Genomic DNA, 20632 nt, shown 5'->3' with positions numbered 1-20632 from the left:
CCCTTTAGTTTAGCCCGCAATATTTGTGATCTTACCAGCTGAGTGCCGTGCGCTCGCACTTATTTGCCCAACGAATTTGTGTCGCCATGAAGTTTATCATCAAGTTATTTCCCGAAATCACCATCAAAAGTCAGTCGGTGCGACTGCGCTTTATTAAAATCCTCACCAGCAATATTCGCAATGTGCTGAAAACCGTTGGCGAAGAGATCGCCGTGGTGCGTCACTGGGATCACATCGAAGTCCGTTCGAAAGACGAAGGGCTGCGCGGCGTGATTATCGATGAACTGACCCGCATCCCCGGTATTCATCACGTGCTGTCGGTAGAAGATCGCGATTATACCGACGTCCACAATATCTTTGAGCAGACGCTGGCGCTGTACGTCGACAGCCTGCAAAACAAAAGCTTCTGTGTGCGTGTTAAGCGCCGCGGCAAACATGAGTTTAGCTCGCAGGACGTAGAGCGCTACGTCGGCGGCGGGCTGAATCAGCATATCGCCAGCGCGAAGGTGCAGCTGACGAAGCCGGACGTTACCGTTCACCTTGAAATCGAAGACGATCGCCTGCTGCTGGTGACGGGCCGCTATGAAGGACTGGGCGGTTTTCCTATCGGCACTCAGGAGGATGTACTGTCGTTGATCTCCGGCGGCTTCGACTCTGGCGTCTCTAGCTATATGCTGCTGCGCCGCGGCTGCCGCGTGCACTACTGCTTCTTTAACCTGGGCGGCGCCGCGCATGAAATTGGCGTGCGTCAGGTGGCACACTATCTCTGGAACCGCTTTGGCCGCTCGCACCGCGTGCGTTTTGTGGCGATCAACTTCGAGCCGGTGATGGGCGAGATTCTGGAGAAAGTAGACGACGGCCAGATGGGCGTGGTGCTGAAGCGCATGATGGTGCGCGCCGCGTCGATGGTCGCCGAGCGCTACGGCGTGCAGGCACTGGTGACCGGCGAAGCGCTGGGACAGGTATCCAGCCAGACGCTGACCAACCTGCGCCTGATCGACAACGCCAGCGACACTCTGATCCTGCGCCCGCTGATCTCCCACGATAAAGAGCACATCATCAAGGTGGCGCGCGACATCGGCACCGAAGATTTCGCCCGCACCATGCCGGAGTATTGCGGCGTGATCTCGAAAAGCCCGACGGTGAAGGCGGTGAAGGCGAAGATCGAGGCGGAAGAGGCGCACTTCAACATCAGCATCCTGCAGCGCGTGGTGGAAGAGGCGAACAACCTCGATATCCACGATATCGCTCAGCAGACCGAAGAGGAAGTGGTGGAAGTGGAAACCGTGGACTCCTTCGGCCACGACGACGTGGTGCTGGATATCCGCGCCATCGACGAGCAGGAGGATAAGCCGCTGGCGCTGGAGGGAACGCTGGTGAAATCGCTGCCGTTCTACAAGCTCAGCAGCCAGTTCGGCGATCTCGACCAGAGCAAAACTTGGCTGCTCTACTGCGACCGTGGCGTGATGAGCAAGCTGCAGGCGCTCTATCTGCACGAGCAGGGCTTTAAAAACGTGAAGGTCTACCGACCGTAACAGACGTCGGCGGTCGGCGGTGCCTGTGACAGGCCGCCGACCGCCGGCGATCACTCGCTGTAATCGTAAATGCCCGCCGCCAGCACCAGCTGGGACGCTACCTCCGCCGCTTTCGCCTTGCTGGCGAGCAGATCAACCAGCTTTAGCGCGAAGTCGAACGCCGTGCCTAGCCCCTGACTGGTCAGCAGGTTGACGCGCGGATCCCACACCATGCGCCTCTCCATCCACTTCTCCGCTGGAATGGTTTCTTTCAGGCCGGGAAAGCCGGTTATATTGCCGACGGGAAAGAGATCGTGCGGCACTAACATGTGCCGGCCGTGGCGCAAATCGCTGCCACGATGTGGCCAGAGAGATGAAACTGGCGCGCCGTCGCTCTCGACGCTGGCGGCGACTACCTTCAGGCCGCGCCGCGCGCTAGCACGTCGATGGTGTGGTGACCGCTTCGGTCTCTTCACTGCCATGCGCGAGGCAAACCAGAACTGAGATGTTCGCGGTCATACTGAGACTCCTTGCGTTTAATAAGCTCATACAAACGGGTGTTTTCCGGCACCGCGATGCCCTGCGCGCGCGCGCGCCGCAGCAGAAAGCCGGTGATGTAATCGATCTCGGTCAGCCGCTGCGCCTGCACGTCTTGCCGCATGGATGAGCTGTTCTCCGCCGTGGTATCAATCACGTCATACACGATATCTTTCAGCCCGTCGGCGGTGATGTGCTGGCTTTCGCGCGCCATCACCCAGCTCAGCTCTTGGCACAGCTGGTCGATCTGTTCGGGCCAGGCGCGCAGCGCGCCGTTCGTACAGTCATGCTCCACGGTGAGCGGATTGATAACGCAGTTCACCGCCAGTTTGCGCCAGCAGGCGGCGCCGATATTGTCATGCCAGGCGACGTCGGGTAGCGCGGCGTGCAGCACGTCGGCAAGATCGCTCCAGGCGGCGCTTTTGCGGTTGGCCGGCCCGATATGGGTGATGCCGCTGGCGACGTGCTTGATCACTGTGCCGTCGCGCATCGCCGCGTGGGTGGTAATACCACGCAGCAGTGGCTGGCAGAGGCCTTTCAGCTCCTCCAGCGTGCCCATACCATTGTGCAGCAGCAGAATGGGGCAGTCGTCCGCCAGCACGCTCTGCAGGTTGCGAACCGCAGGCGAGACCTGCGGCGCCTTGAGCGTCACCAGCAGCAGCTGGCTGCTGGCCAGAAAGAGCGGATCGTTGGCGATAAAGGTGTTATTGCTGACCTTGCCCTGGTAATCAATGACGTTGACGGAGCAGTAGGGCTGCGGCACCCGCAGCCATCCCTGTACCTCGTGGCCCTGGCGTGAAAGGGCCGAAAGCCAGAGCTGTCCAATGGTTCCGCAACCCAACACGGTAATTTTCATCCTGCCTCCCGTATTTGGGGTTGTCATTTATTCTCTTATATAGCGATAAGTATAGCGTTCTGCGCCGCCCGATTTTGTTTAGCGCGGCAAGACGGTATTATGTATGCTACTTTAGCGTCAGGAGAAGAAGAGATGCCATCTTTCGATATCGTTTCAGAAATCGACATGCAGGAAGTCCGCAACGCGGTCGAAAATGCTAACCGTGAATTAACAATCCGCTTCGATTTTCGCAACGTGAGCGCCAGTTTCGAGCTCAACGAGAAGAATGAAACCATCAAAGTGACCAGCGAATCTGACTTTCAGGTGAAGCAGCTGGTGGATATGCTGCGCGAGAAGCTGATCAAGCGCGGCATAGAGGGTGCCGCGCTGAATATCCCGGAGGAGATCGAGCACAGCGGCAAAAACTGGAGCGTCGATGTCAAAATGAAAAAAGGCATTGAAACCGAAGTGGCGAAAAAAATTGTTAAGCTGATCAAAGACAGCAAGCTGAAGGTGCAGACGCAGATTCAGGGCGATTCGCTGCGCGTAACCGGCAAGTCGCGCGACGACCTGCAGGGCGCGATGGTGCTAGTGCGCGGCGGCAACCTTGGCCAGCCGTTCCAGTTCAAAAACTTCCGCGATTAACCCCTCGTCGCGCGCGGCGCCCTATGCGGCGCGCGCGATCCCCATTCCGCACGCTTTTTGCCCAATCCTGTTTTATATCAACACGACCTCTGCCAAAGTCGCGCAAATTCCTTCAGGAGCCTGTCTACTGGAGAGAACGTCATGAAAACGATGAAAGCCGCAGTAGTAAAAGCCTTTGGCGAACCCTTGGTGATTGAGCAGGTGCCGGTGCCGGAAGTCGGTGCGGGACAGATCCTGGTGAAAATCGTCGCGAGCGGCGTATGCCACACCGATCTGCACGCCGCCCACGGCGACTGGCCGGTAAAACCGACGCCGCCTTTTATTCCCGGTCACGAGGGGGCTAGCGAGGTGGTGGAGGTGGGGCCGAACGTCACCCATCTCCACGTGGGGGATCGCGTCGGCATTTCCTGGCTCTATTCGGGTGCGGCCACTGCGAACACTGTCTCGACAGCTGGGAGACGCTCTGCCTGAGCCAGCAGAACGCGGGCTACTCGGTAAACGGCAGCTTTGCCGAATACTGCCTCGCCGATGCCAATTACATTGGCCGTCTGCCGGACAACCTGGCCTACGCCGAAGTCGCGCCCATTCTCTGCGCCGGGGTCACCGTGTACAAGGGACTCAAGATGACGGATACCAACCCGGGCGACTGGGTAATGATTTCCGGCATTGGCTGACTGGGGCATATGGCGGTGCAGTATGCAGTCGCCATGGGGCTCAACGTCGCGGCGGTGGATATCGACGACGATAAGCTGGCGTTTGCGCAGCATCTCGGCGCCAACGTAACAATTAACGCGCGTAAAGAGGATCCGGCGCAGGCTTGCCACACGCGCTTCGGCGGCGCGCACGGCGCGCTGGTGACCGCCGTGTCGCCCCAGGCCTTCGAACAGGCAGATCGGCGCGCTGCGGCGCGGCGGCACCATGGTGCTCAACGGCCTGCCGCCAGGTAAATTCGACCTATCTATCTTCGACATGGTGTTGGACGGCATTACCGTGTGCGGCTCCATCGTCGGCACGCGCAAAGATCTTCAGGAGGCGCTCGATTTTGCCGGACAGCATAAGGTGAAGGCCACCATCACAACCGAGCCGCTCAGCAATATCAACGATATATTTCGCCCGGATGCTCACCGGTAAAATCGAGGGGCGCGTGGTGATCGATATGGCGCTCTGACGCCAGAAGTAAAAAACCAGCGCTGGCCGGTTTTTTTTATCGGGGTAAACTGCCGTCAGAAAGAAATAGAGAGCGGCTAGCTGCTGGCCAGAAGCGCCTCCAGCTCGGGACGGCTGGTGACCTTGCTGTCGATCTTGATATAGGCGCTTTTCTCTTCCGGCACAATCAGCACCGAGGTGACGCCCGGCTGGGCCTGTAGGCGCTGCGCTAGGTTCGGCAGCGCCAGCGCGTTATCGCTCAGCACAATGCGCAGGCTGCTGACGTAGGGCGGCTCCTGTATGGTCATGGCGACAAACATCCAGATGGCAGCGACGATAGCGCCGACCAGAAACACGGTCTGCGCATCGAAATGGCCGAACACCCAGCCGCCAAGGCTGCCGCCCATCGCTACGCCGATAAACTGGCTGGTAGAGTAGAGGCCCATCGCAGTGCCTTTGTAGCCGGCTGGCGACTCCTTGCTCACCAGCGAAGGTAAAATCGCTTCCATCAGGTTAAAGGCGAAAAAGAAGAGCTGCACGCCGACGACCAGCGTCCAGAAGTGGCCTTCCGCGCCCCATAGCACAATTTCCGCCACAACAATCAGGCAGACGCAGGCAACGAAGACGCGCTTTATGCGTCGCTTTACTTCTGCATAAATAATAAATGGCACTACGCCGACGAAGGCGATCAGCATAGTGATCAGATAGATTTTCCAGTGCTCGGCGGCGGGCAGGCCCGCCAGCTCAAACTGGCCGGGTAGGACGACGAAGCTGGACATCAGCAGAATATGCAGACAAAGAATGCCGACGTTGAGCTTGATCAGGCGCGAGTTGCCCAGTACCTTGCGAAAGCTGCCCTTCACTATGCCGGACTCGCGGTTAAGCACGTGGCCGGACGCATCCGTCACCACCAGCAGCGTAATCAAGATGCCCAGCGAGGCGAGGATGGCTATCATCCAGAACAGCGCATGCAGGCCGAGAGCGTGGGTGACGATTGGGCCGATCACCATCGCAATGGCGAAGGTGACGCCGAAGCTGATGCCGATAAAGGCCATCGCCTTGGTGCGGTTCTGCTCGCGGGTAAGGTCGGAGAGCAGCGCCATGACTGCGGCGGCGATCGCGCCGGAACCCTGCAGGGCGCGGCCCAGAATAATGCCCCAGATAGAGCTGGTGGTGGCGGCGATAATACTGCCCAGCACAAACAGCAGCAGGCCGCCGACGATAAGCTGTTTGCGGCCGATGCGGTCGGACATCAGCCCAAAGGGAATCTGAAAGATCGCCTGCGCCAGTCCATAGATACCGATCGCTAGGCCAATAAGCGTTTCACTTGCATCCTGAAGAGCCATGCCGTAAGTGGTCAATACCGGCAGAACCATAAACATTCCCAGCATGCGCAGGGAAAAGACCGTCCCCAAACCCCATGTAGCGCGAAGCTCCACCGACGTCATTTTATTGTCGTTCATTTCAACCTCTCTGTAAGTTTGTCGCACTTAATTTTAGGGAGCAGGGTAGGGCGGGTAAAATAATAGTGTTTAAGCAGTAGTAACAAAAAGAAAGGGCGCGAAATCGCGCCCCTTGTTTGCTTGTGTCGTGCGGCGTTACCACACGTAGGTCAGTAGATCTTTAGAGGCTGGCGCCATAAAGTCTACGGACATCATCACGCTCAGCGTGGTGATAGCGAAGATCGAGAAGACGAACAGCTTACGAGCCCAAACGCGATCGTTTGAGGTCTTGTAACCTGACAACGCCATACCCAGCCACCATATGCTGACGGCAGCGGCCACCACGAGATATTTGTAGCCCGCGTAGCCACCCAGCGTCAGCATCAGCGTAGCGATCATAAACGCCAGGATATAGAGCGTAATATGATTTTTCGCCACGGAGATGCCTTTCACCACCGGCAGAACCGGAATGTTGGCCGCTTGGTAATCTTTAAAGCGGAAGATGGCGATCGCGTAAGAGTGCGGCATCTGCCACAGGCTAAAGATCGCCAGCAGGATCAGCGCGCCCGCGTTGAACTCGTTGGTGACGGCGCAGTAGCCGATCACCGGTGGCGCCGCGCCTGACAGGCTGCCAATCAGCGTCCCGTAGACCGAGTGACGCTTCATGTAGAGGCTGTAAACGCCGACGTAAACCACGAAGCCCATGACCGCCAGCCACATGGCCAGCGGGTTGGCGCCAAAGTAGAGCAACGCAAAGCCAGTAATACCCAGCACGGTAGCATAAATCAGGCTTACTTTTGCAGAGATGAGGCCTTTAACCAGCACTCTATTCCTAGTCCTCTCCATCTTCACGTCAATATCGCGGTCGATCACGTTGTTGAATACACAACCCGAGGCGACGACCAGCGACACGCCGATCAGCGAGACGAAAAACAGGGCGAAGTCGATGCTGCCTTTAGACGCCAGCAGGAACCCGCCAATCACAGAAATTAAATTCCCGAAAATAATTCCTGGTTTTGTTACTTGCAGGTATTGCTTAATCATTATTACGAGCGGCTCTTTAGCGGACCATCATGTTGTAGTTAAGGTTCCACATAATCCACAGCGATCCAACTACGACAATCAGAATGATAAGTGCGGAGAAGACGATAGCGATTATGTTCCAGCCGCCTTCCGACTTGGTGTCCAGATGCAGAAAGTAGATCAGGTGAACAACGACCTGACTCACTGCGCAGGCAACGACAACGCCCAGCGTCATACCCTGGGATGACACGCCACTCATGACTATCCAGAACGGAATACCGGTCAGGATGACAGAGAAGATGAAGCCGATCATGTAGGACTTCACGCTGCTGTGCGGAACAACATTTCTGTTAGCTGAATGACTCATTACATGACCCCCATCAGATAGACAATGGTAAATACGCAGATCCATACCACGTCCAGGAAGTGCCAGAACAGGCTCAGGCAGAGGATACGGGTATGGTTAGTCGACGTGAGTCCACGCTTGGCAATCTGGAACATCAGCACCGCTATCCAGATCAGGCCGCAGGTTACGTGCAGACCGTGGGTGCCTACCAGCGTAAAGAAGCCTGACAGGAAGCCGCTGCGATTCGGGCCGAAGCCTTCTTCGATCAGGTGATGGAACTCATAGATCTCCATGCAGATAAAGCCAAGACCAAACAGGAAAGTCAGCGCCAGCCAGCTAAGCACCGAGCTTTTCTTGTCATGGTTCATGGCAATAACCGCCATACCGTAGGTGATGGAGCTCAGCAGCAGCAGCGCTGTTTCGCCCAGCACGAACGGCAGTTCGAAGATGTCTTTGCCTGTCGGACCAACGGCAGTGCTGTTGACCATCACTGCATAGGTCGCAAACAGGGTTGCGAAGATAATGCAGTCACTCATCAGGTAGATCCAGAAGCCAAAGACCTTATTGGCTCCCGCATCGTGATGCCCATGCTCCGCATGGGCGTCGTGGTGGTGATGTTTAATCATGGATTCAGTTGACATTATTTCAGACCTGCTTCGCTGATTTCGTCAAAGTGCTGTTTTTCGATCTGCTCAATCTCTTTGACTGGAACGTAGTAGTCCACGTCTTCGTCGAAGCTTTTCACAATCCACGTCACAATCATGCCCAAGAAGGAGAGACCAGCTAGCCACCAGATATGCCAAATCATTGCGAAGCCAAACACCGTAGCGAAGGCACAAATAATAAGTGCGGCACCGCTGTTTTTCGGCATGTGAATCTCTTCATATTTTGCCGGCTGCTGATAAGCTTCGCCTTTTTCCTTTATTTCCCAGAACGCGTCACGCTCGTGAACGTGCGGGATAGTAGCAAAGTTATAGAGCGGCGGCGGAGAAGATGTCGCCCACTCCAGCGTACGGGCACCCCATGGGTCACCGGTCAGGTCGCGGTTCTGATGACGGTCGCGTACAGAGACGTAGAACATAATCAGCTGACAAAGGATACCGCAGGCGATTAACGCCGCACCGACAGCCGCAATCACGAGCAGAGAGTGGAACTGCGGATCGATGTCCTGGCTCAGACGACGGGTCATGCCCATAAAGCCCAGTACGTACAGCGGCATAAAGGCAACGAAAAAGCCGATGATCCAGAACCAGAAGGCACGTTTGCCCCAGGTTTCGTTCAGGGTAAAGCCCATGGCTTTCGGGAACCAGTAGGTCACACCCGCCATACAGCCGAACACCACACCACCGATAATCACGTTATGGAAGTGCGCGATCAGGAACAGACTGTTGTGCAGAACAAAGTCCGCGCCTGGCACGGCCAGCAGCACCCCGGTCATACCACCGATAGAGAAGGTGACCAGGAAGCCAACGGTCCACAGCATGGCAGAGTGCATCACGATGCGACCCTGATACATGGTGAACAGCCAGTTAAAGATTTTCACACCAGTCGGAATCGCGATGATCATCGTCATAATACCGAAGAAGGCGTTTACGTTCGCGCCCGCACCCATGGTGAAGAAGTGGTGCAGCCAGACGATAAACGACAGAACGGTAATGGCAATGGTCGCCCATACCAGAGAGGTATAGCCAAACAGACGCTTTTTCGAGAAAGTGGCAGTAACTTCAGCGAAGACACCAAACACCGGCAGAACCAGTATGTACACTTCCGGGTGACCCCAGACCCAGATCAGGTTGACGTACATCATCATGTTACCGCCCATATCATTGGTAAAGAAATGGAAGCCAAGGTAACGATCGAGCGTCAACAGCGCCAGGGTCACGGTCAGAACCGGGAATGCAGCAATGATCAAGACGTTGGTGCAGAGCGCGGTCCAGGTAAATACCGGCATTTTGAACAGGTCCATGCCCGGTGCACGCATCTTCAGAATTGTCACGAAGAAGTTGATGCCGGTCAGCGTGGTCCCGATACCGGAGAGCTGAAGCGCCCAAATCCAGTAATCGACTCCAACGCCAGGACTGTACTGCGCGCCCGACAGCGGCGGATAGGCCAGCCAGCCGGTTTGTGCGAACTCGCCCACGCCCAGAGACAGGTTAACCAGGATCACGCCGACCGCGGTAAACCAGAAGCTAAGGTTGTTCAGGAACGGGAAAGCAACGTCGCGCGCGCCGATTTGCAGCGGCACCGCGATGTTCATCAGACCAACCACGAAAGGCATCGCTACGAAGAAGATCATAATCACGCCGTGCGCGGTAAAGATCTGGTCGTAGTGGTGCGGTGGCAGGAAGCCGGCTTCGCCAGCCGAAGCCAGCATCTGCTGACTACGCATCATGATGGCGTCGGCAAAGCCGCGCAGCAGCATCACAAACGCCATGATGACGTACATGATACCCAGTTTTTTATGGTCGACAGAGGTGAGCCATTCAGACCAAAGATACTGCCATTTACCAAAGTAGGTGAGGGTAGCGATGATTGCCAGACCACCAATGATGATCCCGGCAATCGTAACCATGATAATTGGCTCATGGTACGGCACTGCATCCAGTGTTAATTTTCCGAACATCGTATTATTCCTCGGCTCCCGCGGAAGCGGTATGACTCATGTCCATGCCTTCGTGCTGCGACATGTCCATCTTCCCGTGGCTAGTCATGAACTTAGCGATGACTTGCTTAAACAGTTCAGGATTCGCTGAAGAGAAATATTCTACCGGATGATTTTCGCTTGGCACCGCCACTTTCTCGAAATCTTCCATTGTGGTCAGCGTGTTAGGCGCCGCCTTAACTTTGGCGACCCACTGCTGGAATTCCGCATCGTCCTTGGTTGCAATGGCTTTGAACTTCATACCAGAGAAACCGCGACCACTGAAGTTCGAGGAGATACCGTCGAACGTTCCTGGCTCATTGGCGAGCAGGTGCAGTTGGGTCTGCATGCCCGCCATGGCGTAGATCTGGCTGCCGAGCGTCGGAATAAAGAAGGAGTTCATCACGGAGTTGGAGGTAATTTTGAAGCTCACCGGCGTGTTAGCCGGGAAAGCGATCTGGTTAACGGTCGCGATACCCTGTTCCGGATAGATAAACAACCATTTCCAGTCCAGCGCCACTACCTGGATCTCAACCGGTTTCACGTTAGAGGCCAGCGGTTTGCTCGGCTCCAGCGCGTGGGTCGATTTCCATGTCAGCACGCCGAGGAAGAGAATGATCAGGATCGGAATGGTCCAGACCACGGCTTCCACTTTGTTAGAGTGCGACCAGTTAGGGCTGTACTTCGCTTCAGTGTTGGATGCACGATACTTCCATGCAAACACCACTGCCATCAAGATTGCCGGAATAACGACGATCAACATCAAGCCGAAGGCTGTCAGAATCAACGAACGTTGCTCAAGTGCAATCTGTCCCTTGGGATTTAACAACGCATTATCGCAGCCACTCATTAACAAAGTGCCTGCAATTAATGACAAAATCCCCAAACTTTTATTGTATTTCCTGAGTCTCATTTAACGACCTCAATGACAAAGGGCTTATTGTCGTTTAAGTGTGCGCGCATTTTACGGGAAGGTTTATGTAGTGTAAACCAGCATAAAGATGTGTCAGTAGCGTGTTGACACCTTTTGCTCATGGTGTCACAGATGTTGCTTTGGGTGACAAATTATTAGCTGCGACAAGCAGTTGGCACTAACTATAACAAAAACTAATGAAAGTATCCTTAAAGGAATCAGGGATAGAATAACCCTTACTTTTTGTGATCAATCATTTAACAAACCTGCATCATTTGTGTGATAAAATTTATACAAAATAATTGCTCACCGGTTTTTAATATATTCCAGCGTCTGCTAATTTTTTGCCTCGCAAATTTTCAAGAAAATAACACGCGATGGCAAAATTTAACTTTCCTGCCTGAACACCCGCTTTAATTCACATAGCATCTGAAAGGATAGTCGGGTTTAATCATTGCGCGCCCTGTGGCGTGCCCTTTTTTCGCAGCGCCAGGTAGTCGAGCGTCACGCCGCCGTACACCGCCAGCGCCAGCAGCCCCATCCCGGCTTCAAACAGCGCCGCCAGCCAGAGCGCCGCAGCCCGCGTAGAACAGGCGCGCCATCCAGCGATAGCCGGCCGAGAAGCGCGTGCGCGGCAAAAAGCGCTCGCTGTGTGCTGCGCCATGTTAAGGGGGTCGCGGCAAAACAGCAGCAGCAACAGGCCGGGCAGCGCCGATGCGACGGTAAAGGCGTAAAAGGTCGCCCAGCCCCAGAGTGCCACCAGCTAGCCGGCGGCCGGGCCGACGTAGACGCGCCCCACCGCTGAAAGCGCCGAAAGCAGGGCGAACTGGGTGGCCGAGAACGATTTGTTGCACAGCGTCATCAGCAGCGCTACAAAGGTGGCGGTGTCCATGCCGCCGCAGAGGTTTTCGACGAATACTATGCTCGCCATGCTCCAGAGATGTGGCGGCGTAACGGCCAGCAGCCAGTAGGCGAAGTTGGACTGCGCCTGCAGCAGGCCAAACAGCAGCAGGGCGCGAAACAGACTCAGGCGCTGCATCAGCACGCCGCCGTAGGGCGCGCCGATGATGGTAGCCAGCAGGCCGAGCGTTTTGTTCACAAAGCCGACGTCGCCAAGCTTGTAAAGAATAATCAGGGTGATCAGCAGCCAAGCGTTGTTGCGCTGGAAGAAGTCCTTCAGCGGCAGCGCAATCGCCTCGCGCAGGGAGTGCGGCGCCGTGGCGCGCGTATCCGGCTCTTTCGCCAGCAGCGTGGCGAAAGAGCCGGGCACCAGCAGCAGCGCCATCAGCCAGTAGGTCGCCTGCTAGCCGAGATAGCGATCCGCCAGCCCGCCGGAAATCAGCACCGCCAGCCGATAGCCCAGCACGGTGATGGCGGCGCCGCTGCCGCGCTCTTCCGGTGGTAGCACGTCGGTTTTCCAGGCGTCAAAGACGATATCCTGCGAGGCGGAGCAGAAGGCGACAAGCACCGTCAGGTCGCGGCCGGGCTGCATAAAGCCTATGGCGACAATGCCCGCTATCAGCGCCAGCTGCATCAGCAGCAGCCAGCCGCGACGGCGTCCGAGAAAGGACGGGGTAAAACGGTCCATCGCCGGCGACCAGAGAAACTTGAACACGTACGCCTGTCCCACCAGCGAGAAGAAGCCGATGGTTTTCAGATCGACGTTTTCCACCCTCATCCACGCTTGCAGCGTGCCGGCGGTCAGCGCCAGCGGCAGGCCGGAGGCGAAGCCGAGCAGCAGTAAAACCACGGCGTTTCGTTGAGTGAAAGAGGCGGAGATAGTGATTCATGCTTACCCTGAAGCGATGCCCGGCAGCGCGCCGGGCAATAAGGAGCAGAGAATTAACGCGCGTTCTGCTTGATGAAGTTGTGAATACGGGTGTCCTGCGCTATATCAGCGATGACATCGCCCAGCGCTGAGTTGACCGCCTTAGTGATTTTCTCGTTGGTGGCGCTGAACGCCCCTTCCACGCTGTAGGTCTGACGGTAGATTTTCACCTGCTTATTGCCGTTTTTCGCGGTGGCGATAATGGAGATGTCCGCTTTGGTGGTGATGCTGTAGCGCACATTACCCTGGGTAACGTCTGCATAGAGGTTGTTCACGACGATCTGCAGATCGACGGCGCCCTCAGGGCCAATCATATAGCCGCGCGCGGTCATCTGCTTCTCCAGCACTTCCTGTAGCAGGAAGCGCAGGTCGCGGGAAGGGGTCAAGGTGACCAGCTGGCCGTCGCGGTTGACTTTGGCCAGCGCCTGGTCGCTGCGCTGATCGGCACCGTTGATGCTGACGGTAATGCCCATCAGGCTCGGATCCTGCTGCGGAAGCTCGATTTTCGGCTGAATAGTCAGGGTGTTGCTGTTAGTGGCGCAGCCGGCCAAAATGAACGCGGCTAGGGGAAACAACAGTTTTTTCAACATGCTTGTTCTCATTAATAGTGTGGGTTGGTTTGCAAAAACTGCGGTCATCATAGCATTGTGCGCCGGGGAAAAAAGCCCTCAGCCTGCGGAAATTAATGGTAAAGGCGTTTTTCCCGCAGCCGGATAAATGCGGCCATTGATCCTCTTCGCGGCTGCGCTATCGCGTGCCATTCGACCCAGCCCGCCGCAGAAATATTTTCACACATCTGTGCGGGTGCGTCTGAAAAGCTACTAAATTTAACCAGATGGGGCATAGTGCTCGCCATTGAGGAAAGAGACAATGATCCGCGAACAAGAAGAGAAGCTGCGCTTGGCGTTCGACCCGGAACATCTGGAAGTGCATGACGAAAGCTATCGTCATAACGTGCCAGCCGGTTCGGAAAGCCATTTCAAAGTGGTGATCGTCAGCGATCTGTTTGATGGCCAGCGCTTTCTGGCGCGTCATCGCGGGCGAACTGGCCGCCGAACTGGCAGGCAGCGTGCACGCGCTGGCGCTGCATACCTATACCCTGAAGGAGTGGGAAGGGCTGCAGGACACCGTACTCGTCTCGCCTAACTGCCGCGTCGCCGGCACCCTCGCCTGAACGAATCTCCCTTCTTGTTGAAACGGTCTGCGGGCCGTTTTTCTTTTTGTTTGCTAAAAAACATGATCTCCGGCGCAAAAAGCAGCAAAGCCGTTAAAAAGCGGTGAGTTTCTAGGCTCGACTCACTCGGGCGATGCCGCTATAATGCGGCGTCTATTTTTCCGGAATGTCTTTAGGACGCTTCTGGTTACAGGGATCAGGTTCTTTTAACGGAAGCGGTCCCGGCTGTTGGATACGGCGCATTACATAATGTGTGGTGTCTGAAGTTGACCGAGCACGTGATTTTTTGAGGTAACAAGATGACAGTTTCAGTAGAAACCACTCAGGGTCTGGGCCGTCGTATTACGATTACTGTCCCTGCGGACAGAATCGAAAGCGCTGTTAAGAAAGAACTAGTGGAAGTGGCGAAAAAAGTCCGTATCAATGGTTTCCGTAAAGGGAAAGTGCCGGCCAGTATCATTGCACAGCGCTACGGTGCTTCTGTTCGCCAGGACGTGCTAGGTGAGCTGATGACGCGCAACTTCGTTGACGCAATCATCAAAGAGAAGATCAATCCGGCTGGCGCGCCAAACTATGTGCCGGGCGAATACAAGCAGGGCGAAGACTTTACCTACGCGGTTGAGTTTGAAGTCTATCCGGAAGTTGAGCTGCAGGGTCTGGACAGCATCGAAGTTGAAAAGCCGGTGGTAGACGTCACCGAAGCTGACGTCGACGCGATGCTTGATACCCTGCGCAAGCAGCAGGCGACCTGGACGGAAAGCGACGCGGCCGCGACGGCTGAAGATCGCGCCACCATCGACTTCTCCGGCTTTGTTGACGGCGAAGAGTTTGAAGGCGGCAAAGCCTCTGACTTCGTACTGGCGATGGGCCAGGGCCGAATGATCCCGGGCTTCGAAGAGGGCATCGTGGGTCACAAAGCGGGCGAAACCTTCACTATCGACGTGAAATTCCCGGAAGACTACCACGCGGAAAACCTGAAAGGTAAAGACGCGAAGTTCGAGATCGTGCTGAAGAAAGTTGAAACGCGCGAACTGCCGGAACTGACCGAAGAGTTTATCAAGCGTTTCGGCGTGGAAGATGGCTCGGTTGAAGGTCTGAGCGCGGAAGTGCGTAAAAACATGGATCGCGAGCTGAAAGGCGCTATTCGCAACCGCGTAAAAACGCAGGCGATCGACGGTCTGGTAAAAGCGAACGAGATCGACGTGCCGGCGGCCCTGATCGACAGCGAAATCGACGTTCTGCGTCGTCAGGCTGCGCAGCGCTTCGGCGGCAGCGAGCTGCAGGCGCTGGAACTGCCGCGCGAGCTGTTTGAAGAGCAAGCGAAACGCCGCGTTATCGTTGGCCTACTGCTGCGCGAAGTGATCCGTACCCACGAGCTGAAAGCCGATGAAGCGCGCGTCAGCGCTCTGATCGAAGAGATGGCGTCTGCGTATGAAGATCCGCAGGAAGTTATCGAGTTCTACAGCAAAAACAGCGAGCTGATGAACAACATGCGTAACGTTGCGCTGGAAGAGCAGGCGGTGGAAGCCGTTCTGGAAAAAGCGAAAGTGACTGAGAAAGCGACCAGCTTCCAGGAACTGATGAATCAGACCGCTGCGGCCTGATCGCTGATTTACCCAGAAATGCTGAGCCCGCGGCTGCGAAGTCGCGGGCTCTTTTATTTTTCAGTCCAAAACAACACCCTTTCCTGATGATTTGCTTAATTAATGGGCAAATTGTTCGCGTTGCGCTTTTTCCCGGTTAGCGAATAGAGAAAAGGTTGTTATGCTTGAAACAACTGGGCAGCAATCTCCAGATTGAGGGAGTATGCAAAAGACAGTTAAACTGGCTGATTACCCGTCCTTGAAGGTGTCGGAAACGAAGCTGAGCATCGTGTTACAGGCTCGCTTCAGCTAAAATTGGTACAGAATGTTGCCAACGAAATATATTCAGGAGACGGTAATGTCATACAGTGGCGATCGTGAATTTACTGCGCCGCGCAATGCGCTGGTGCCCATGGTGGTTGAACAGACTTCGCGCGGCGAGCGTTCTTACGACATCTATTCCCGCCTGCTTAAAGAGCGCGTCATCTTTCTGACCGGCCAGGTCGAAGACTATATGTCTAACCTGATCGTGGCGCAGATGCTGTTTCTGGAAGCGGAAAACCCAGAGAAAGATATTTACCTCTATATCAACTCACCTGGCGGTGTGATCACCGCGGGCATGTCGATCTACGACACCATGAAATTCATCAAACCGGATGTTAGCACCATTTGTATGGGCCAGGCCTGCTCTATGGGCGCGTTCCTGCTGACGGCCGGCACCAAAGGCAAACGCTTCTGCCTGCCGAACTCGCGCGTGATGATCCACCAGCCGCTGGGCGGCTATCAGGGCCAGGCGACAGACATTGAGATTCATGCGAAAGAGATCCTGAAAGTGAAGCAGCGCATGAACGAGCTGATGGCGGAGCACACCGGCAAGTCGCTGGAACAAATTGAGTGCGACACCGAGCGCGACCGTTTCCTCTCTGCGAGTGAAGCGGTAGAGTATGGTTTAGTCGACTCCATCCTGACGCATCGAGAATAAGACTCATCTGCCTGGCTCCTTACGCTATAGTTAGGGGGATACAGGCTTGAGTTGAATGAATATTAGCCGTGTTTGCACGGCTGCGCCGTACGCCAGTATGGCCTGAGAACGAAAAGAGGTTAACTGATGACAGATAAGCGCAAAGACGGTTCAGGGAAGTTGCTGTACTGCTCTTTTTGCGGCAAAAGCCAGCATGAAGTGCGTAAGCTGATTGCCGGGCCGTCAGTGTATATCTGCGACGAATGTGTCGATCTGTGCAATGACATCATTCGCGAAGAGATTAAAGAAGTTGCCCCGCATCGAGAACGTAGCGCGCTGCCTACGCCGCACGAAATCCGCCATCACCTCGATGATTATGTTATCGGCCAAGAAAAGGCGAAAAAAGTGCTGGCGGTGGCGGTGTACAATCACTACAAACGCCTGCGCAACGGCGATAACAGCAATGGTATCGAGCTGGGCAAAAGCAATATTCTGCTGATTGGTCCGACCGGTAGCGGTAAAACGCTGCTGGCGGAGACGCTGGCGCGCCTGCTGGATGTGCCGTTCACTATGGCTGACGCCACCACGTTGACCGAAGCGGGCTACGTGGGCGAAGATGTGGAGAACATCATTCAGAAGCTGCTGCAGAAGTGCGACTACGACGTACAGAAGGCGCAGCGCGGCATCGTCTATATCGATGAGATCGACAAAATCTCGCGTAAGTCGGACAACCCGTCCATTACGCGCGACGTCTCCGGCGAAGGCGTGCAGCAGGCGCTGCTGAAGCTGATCGAAGGTACCGTTGCCGCGGTTCCGCCGCAGGGCGGCCGTAAACATCCGCAGCAGGAGTTCTTGCAGGTCGACACCTCGAAGATCCTGTTTATCTGCGGCGGTGCGTTCGCGGGCCTCGATAAGGTGATCTCCCAGCGAGTGGAAACCGGCTCCGGTATCGGTTTTGGCGCGACGGTGAAAGGCAAATCGCAGAAGGCGACTGAAGGCGAGCTGCTCTCTCAGGTCGAGCCGGAAGATTTGATCAAGTTCGGTTTGATTCCTGAATTTATCGGTCGTCTGCCGGTGGTCGCGACGCTCAACGAGCTGAGCGAAGAGGCGCTGATTCAGATTCTGCGCGAGCCGAAGAACGCTCTGACAAAACAGTACCAGGCGCTGTTCAACCTAGAAGGCGTTGAGCTGGAGTTCCGCGACGAAGCCCTGACTGCCATCGCGAAAAAAGCGATGTCGCGTAAGACCGGTGCGCGAGGCCTGCGCTCTATTGTCGAAGGTGCGCTGCTGGAAACCATGTACGATCTGCCTTCGATGGAAGATGTCGAAAAAGTGGTAATTGACGAGTCGGTCATCGAAGGTCAGTCAGAGCCGATACTGATCTACTGCAAGCACGAGGCACAGGCCTCTGGCGAATAATTCGCCACATCAAACGTGTTGATATGACTAAAAAAGGGGAAATTTCTTTCCCCTTTTGTTTTTCTCGCTTTCGTGGCGTTGAATGTCAAACGATCATCCCCATATACTTATAATCCTGTGGGGTTAACTGCACATTACCTGCATCATGCAGTAGTGCCTATCACCTGGCGGACACTAACTAAGAGAGAGCTCTATGAATCCTGAGCGTTCTGAACGCATTGAAATCCCCGTGTTGCCTCTGCGCGACGTGGTGGTTTATCCGCACATGGTAATTCCGTTGTTTGTTGGTCGAGAAAAATCGATTCGTTGCCTTGAAGCGGCGATGGATCATGACAAGAAGATCATGCTGGTTGCCCAGAAAGAGGCGTCAACGGATGAACCTGGCATTAACGATCTCTTCTCTGTAGGGACCGTAGCCTCTGTATTACAGATGCTGAAACTGCCTGACGGTACCGTTAAAGTGCTGGTGGAAGGTTTGCAGCGCGCACATATCACCAAGCTGGCGGATAACGGCGAGCACTTTACCGCGCAGGCGGAATACTTGGTATCGCCGGAAATCGAAGAGCGTGAGCAGGAAGTGCTGGTGCGCACGGCGATCAATCAGTTTGAAGGCTATATCAAGCTGAACAAAAAAATCCCGCCGGAAATGCTGACCTCACTTAACAACATCGACGATGCGGCGCGCCTGGCCGACACCGTCGCGGCGCATATGCCGCTGAAGCTGGCGGACAAGCAGTCAGTGCTGGAGATGTCCGACGTAAACGAGCGTCTGGAATATCTGATGGCGATGATGGAGTCGGAAATCGATCTGCTGCAGGTTGAGAAGCGCATTCGCAACCGCGTGAAAAAGCAGATGGAGAAGAGCCAGCGCGAGTACTACCTGAATGAGCAGATGAAAGCCATTCAGAAAGAGCTGGGCGAGATGGACGACGTGCCGGACGAGTATGAAGCTCTGAAGCGCAAAATCGACGCGGCGAAAATGCCGGTTGAAGCGCGCGAAAAAGCGGAAGCCGAGCTGCAAAAATTAAAAATGATGTCGCCAATGTCTGCCGAAGCGACGGTGGTGCGCGGCTATATCGACTGGATGGTTCAGGTGCCGTGGAACGCGCGCAGCAAGGTGAAGAAAGATCTGCGTAAGGCCCAGGAGACGCTGGATACCGATCACTACGGCCTGGAGCGCGTCAAAGAACGCATCTTGGAATACCTTGCCGTGCAGAGCCGCGTCAGCAAAATCAAAGGGCCTATCCTCTGTCTGGTGGGACCGCCGGGTGTGGGTAAAACCTCGCTGGGGCAGTCGATCGCCAAGGCAACCGGCCGTAAGTATGTGCGTATGGCGCTGGGCGGCGTGCGCGACGAAGCGGAAATCCGCGGCCATCGACGCACCTATATCGGCTCCATGCCGGGCAAACTGATCCAGAAGATGGCGAAGGTCGGCGTGAAAAACCCGCTGTTCCTGCTGGATGAGATCGACAAAATGTCTTCTGATATGCGCGGCGATCCGGCATCTGCCCTGCTGGAAGTACTCGATCCCGAGCAGAACATCGCCTTTAACGATCACTACCTCGAAGTGGATTACGATCTCTCCGATGTGATGTTCGTGGCGACCTCCAACTCCATGAATATTCCGGTGCCGCTGCTGGATCGTATGGAGGTGATTCGCCTCTCCGGTTACACCGAAGATGAGAAGCTCAATATCGCCAAGCAGCACCTGCTGCCGAAGCAAATTGAGCGCAACGCCCTGAAAGCGAGCGAAATCACGGTAGAAGACAGCGCTATTATCGGCATCATCCGCTACTACACCCGCGAAGCGGGCGTGCGTAGCCTAGAGCGCGAACTGTCGAAGTTGTGCCGTAAAGCGGTGAAGGCGCTGCTGCTGAATAAAGAGCAGAAGCATATCACCATTAACGGCGACAACCTGAAGAATTATCTGGGCGTACAGCGCTTCGACTACGGCCGCGCCGACAGCGAAAACCGAGTTGGTCAGGTGACCGGCCTGGCGTGGACGGAAGTGGGCGGCGATCTATTGACCATCGAAACCGCCTGCGTGCCGGGCAAAGGCAAGCTGACCTATACCGGCTCGCTCGGTGAAGTGATGCAGGAGTCGATTCAGGCGGCGCTGACCGTGGTGCGTGCGCGCGCCGATAAGCTCGGCATCAACGGCGATTTCTACGAGAAGCGCGACATCCACGTGCACGTGCCGGAAGGGGCGACGCCGAAGGATGGCCCAAGCGCAGGTATCGCCATGTGCACCGCGCTGGTCTCCTGCCTGACCGGCAACTCGGTGCTCTCTGACGTGGCGATGACCGGCGAGATTACGCTGCGCGGACAGGTACTGCCCATCGGCGGCCTGAAAGAGAAGCTGCTGGCCGCGCACCGCGGCGGCATTAAAGTGGTGCTGATCCCGGACGATAATAAGCGCGACCTGGAAGAGATTCCGGCCAATGTGATTGCCGATCTGGAGATCCATCCGGTGAAGCGCATTGAAGAGGTATTGAACCTGGCGCTGGAAAATGCCCCTTATAGCATGCAGGTCGCTACCGCAAAATAGTGACTGGCGACATAAAGCATTAAAAAGCGAAGCTGGCAGGCGATTGAGCGCTTGCCAGCTTTTTTTAGTGCCGCTAA

The 20632-nt window shown here is 55.7% G+C and carries 14 protein-coding genes and 4 pseudogenes; 8 read left to right on the top strand and 10 right to left on the bottom strand.

Annotation, left to right across the window (positions count from 1 at the left end; all coding sequences use genetic code 11):
* Positions 1-86 precede the first annotated feature (86 nt).
* The gene (thiI, locus tag EIO60_RS06165) at positions 87-1535 is read left to right on the top strand and encodes a tRNA uracil 4-sulfurtransferase ThiI (RefSeq protein WP_258576304.1); all 1449 of its coding nucleotides are present in this window, start codon (positions 87-89) and stop codon (positions 1533-1535) included.
* A gap of 50 nt (positions 1536-1585) precedes the next feature.
* Here the strand turns inward: thiI and EIO60_RS06160 are convergent.
* Positions 1586-2033, bottom strand: a pseudogene (locus EIO60_RS06160) (DJ-1/PfpI family protein).
* On the bottom strand, positions 1987-2907 hold the full coding sequence (gene panE / locus EIO60_RS06155; protein WP_258576199.1) for a 2-dehydropantoate 2-reductase: 921 nt from the start codon (positions 2905-2907) through the stop codon (positions 1987-1989). The pseudogene EIO60_RS06160 and the gene panE overlap by 47 nt, the downstream one beginning before the upstream one ends.
* Positions 2908-3039: 132 nt before the next feature.
* Here panE and EIO60_RS06150 point away from each other — a divergent pair, with 132 nt between their 5' ends.
* Complete coding sequence (locus EIO60_RS06150; protein ID WP_258576303.1) at positions 3040-3531, top strand: YajQ family cyclic di-GMP-binding protein; 492 nt, start codon at positions 3040-3042, stop codon at positions 3529-3531.
* Between the two features lie 141 nt (positions 3532-3672).
* Positions 3673-4699 (top strand): annotated as a pseudogene (adhP, locus tag EIO60_RS06145) (alcohol dehydrogenase AdhP).
* 76 nt (positions 4700-4775) lie between these two features.
* On the opposite strand, the gene EIO60_RS06140 reads toward adhP, so the two are convergent.
* From EIO60_RS06140 to EIO60_RS06105, 8 genes and pseudogenes are all read right to left on the bottom strand, one after another.
* A complete protein-coding gene (locus EIO60_RS06140) occupies positions 4776-6140 on the bottom strand; it encodes an MFS transporter (protein ID WP_258576198.1) in 1365 nt (454 codons plus the stop codon).
* Positions 6141-6275: 135 nt separating this feature from the next.
* The gene (cyoE, locus tag EIO60_RS06135) at positions 6276-7163 is read right to left on the bottom strand and encodes a heme o synthase (protein ID WP_258576197.1); all 888 of its coding nucleotides are present in this window, start codon (positions 7161-7163) and stop codon (positions 6276-6278) included.
* A gap of 16 nt (positions 7164-7179) precedes the next feature.
* Positions 7180-7509 carry a cytochrome o ubiquinol oxidase subunit IV gene (locus EIO60_RS06130; RefSeq protein ID WP_258576196.1) on the bottom strand — a complete coding sequence of 110 codons (330 nt, stop codon included), beginning with the start codon at positions 7507-7509 and terminating at the stop codon, positions 7180-7182.
* Positions 7509-8129, bottom strand: coding sequence for a cytochrome o ubiquinol oxidase subunit III (locus EIO60_RS06125; RefSeq protein WP_258576195.1), 621 nt, complete (start codon positions 8127-8129; stop codon positions 7509-7511). The genes EIO60_RS06130 and EIO60_RS06125 overlap by 1 nt, the downstream gene beginning before the upstream one ends.
* Positions 8129-10111, bottom strand: a complete 1983-nt coding sequence (gene cyoB, locus EIO60_RS06120; RefSeq protein WP_258576194.1) for a cytochrome o ubiquinol oxidase subunit I — start codon at positions 10109-10111, stop codon at positions 8129-8131. Before cyoB ends, EIO60_RS06125 begins: the two co-directional genes overlap by 1 nt.
* A gap of 4 nt (positions 10112-10115) precedes the next feature.
* Positions 10116-11042: a cytochrome o ubiquinol oxidase subunit II gene (gene cyoA, locus EIO60_RS06115; protein ID WP_258576193.1), complete on the bottom strand. Its 927-nt coding sequence runs from the start codon at positions 11040-11042 to the stop codon at positions 10116-10118.
* 451 nt (positions 11043-11493) lie between these two features.
* Positions 11494-12832: pseudogene (locus EIO60_RS06110) on the bottom strand (MFS transporter).
* A gap of 52 nt (positions 12833-12884) precedes the next feature.
* Positions 12885-13460 (bottom strand): lipoprotein, encoded by a 576-nt coding sequence (locus tag EIO60_RS06105; protein ID WP_258576192.1) that lies wholly within the window; start codon positions 13458-13460, stop codon positions 12885-12887.
* Between the two features lie 280 nt (positions 13461-13740).
* Here EIO60_RS06105 and bolA point away from each other — a divergent pair.
* From bolA to lon, 5 genes and pseudogenes are all read left to right on the top strand, one after another.
* Positions 13741-14044, top strand: a pseudogene (gene bolA / locus EIO60_RS06100) (transcriptional regulator BolA).
* A gap of 299 nt (positions 14045-14343) precedes the next feature.
* Positions 14344-15648, top strand: coding sequence for a trigger factor (tig, locus tag EIO60_RS06095; RefSeq protein ID WP_258576191.1), 1305 nt, complete (start codon positions 14344-14346; stop codon positions 15646-15648).
* A 337-nt stretch (positions 15649-15985) separates the two neighbouring features.
* Positions 15986-16609 carry an ATP-dependent Clp endopeptidase proteolytic subunit ClpP gene (clpP, locus tag EIO60_RS06090; RefSeq protein WP_258576190.1) on the top strand — a complete coding sequence of 208 codons (624 nt, stop codon included), beginning with the start codon at positions 15986-15988 and terminating at the stop codon, positions 16607-16609.
* Between the two features lie 126 nt (positions 16610-16735).
* A complete protein-coding gene (clpX, locus tag EIO60_RS06085; protein WP_258576189.1) occupies positions 16736-18007 on the top strand; it encodes an ATP-dependent protease ATP-binding subunit ClpX in 1272 nt (423 codons plus the stop codon).
* 193 nt (positions 18008-18200) lie between these two features.
* Positions 18201-20555, top strand: a complete 2355-nt coding sequence (gene lon / locus EIO60_RS06080; RefSeq protein WP_258576188.1) for an endopeptidase La — start codon at positions 18201-18203, stop codon at positions 20553-20555.
* The last annotated feature ends 77 nt before the right edge of the window (positions 20556-20632 follow it).

Origin of the sequence: Candidatus Pantoea persica, assembly GCF_013753875.1 — a bacterium.
In the GTDB taxonomy this organism is placed as follows: domain Bacteria; phylum Pseudomonadota; class Gammaproteobacteria; order Enterobacterales; family Enterobacteriaceae; genus Pantoea; species Pantoea persica.
The sequence above is the reverse complement of the archived record's forward strand: the minus strand, read 5'-3'. Positions and strand labels throughout refer to the sequence as shown.

Bases quoted from the DNA above. Each gene is read 5' to 3' on its own strand.
- thiI (WP_258576304.1), top strand. From the start codon at position 87: ATGAAGTTTATCATCAAGTTATTTCCCGAAATCACCATCAAAAGTCAG.
- panE (WP_258576199.1), bottom strand. From the start codon at position 2,907: ATGAAAATTACCGTGTTGGGTTGCGGAACCATTGGACAGCTCTGGCTT.
- EIO60_RS06150 (WP_258576303.1), top strand. From the start codon at position 3,040: ATGCCATCTTTCGATATCGTTTCAGAAATCGACATGCAGGAAGTCCGC.
- EIO60_RS06140 (WP_258576198.1), bottom strand. From the start codon at position 6,140: ATGAACGACAATAAAATGACGTCGGTGGAGCTTCGCGCTACATGGGGT.
- cyoE (WP_258576197.1), bottom strand. From the start codon at position 7,163: ATGATTAAGCAATACCTGCAAGTAACAAAACCAGGAATTATTTTCGGG.
- EIO60_RS06130 (WP_258576196.1), bottom strand. From the start codon at position 7,509: ATGAGTCATTCAGCTAACAGAAATGTTGTTCCGCACAGCAGCGTGAAG.
- EIO60_RS06125 (WP_258576195.1), bottom strand. From the start codon at position 8,129: ATGTCAACTGAATCCATGATTAAACATCACCACCACGACGCCCATGCG.
- cyoB (WP_258576194.1), bottom strand. From the start codon at position 10,111: ATGTTCGGAAAATTAACACTGGATGCAGTGCCGTACCATGAGCCAATT.
- cyoA (WP_258576193.1), bottom strand. From the start codon at position 11,042: ATGAGACTCAGGAAATACAATAAAAGTTTGGGGATTTTGTCATTAATT.
- EIO60_RS06105 (WP_258576192.1), bottom strand. From the start codon at position 13,460: ATGTTGAAAAAACTGTTGTTTCCCCTAGCCGCGTTCATTTTGGCCGGC.
- tig (WP_258576191.1), top strand. From the start codon at position 14,344: ATGACAGTTTCAGTAGAAACCACTCAGGGTCTGGGCCGTCGTATTACG.
- clpP (WP_258576190.1), top strand. From the start codon at position 15,986: ATGTCATACAGTGGCGATCGTGAATTTACTGCGCCGCGCAATGCGCTG.
- clpX (WP_258576189.1), top strand. From the start codon at position 16,736: ATGACAGATAAGCGCAAAGACGGTTCAGGGAAGTTGCTGTACTGCTCT.
- lon (WP_258576188.1), top strand. From the start codon at position 18,201: ATGAATCCTGAGCGTTCTGAACGCATTGAAATCCCCGTGTTGCCTCTG.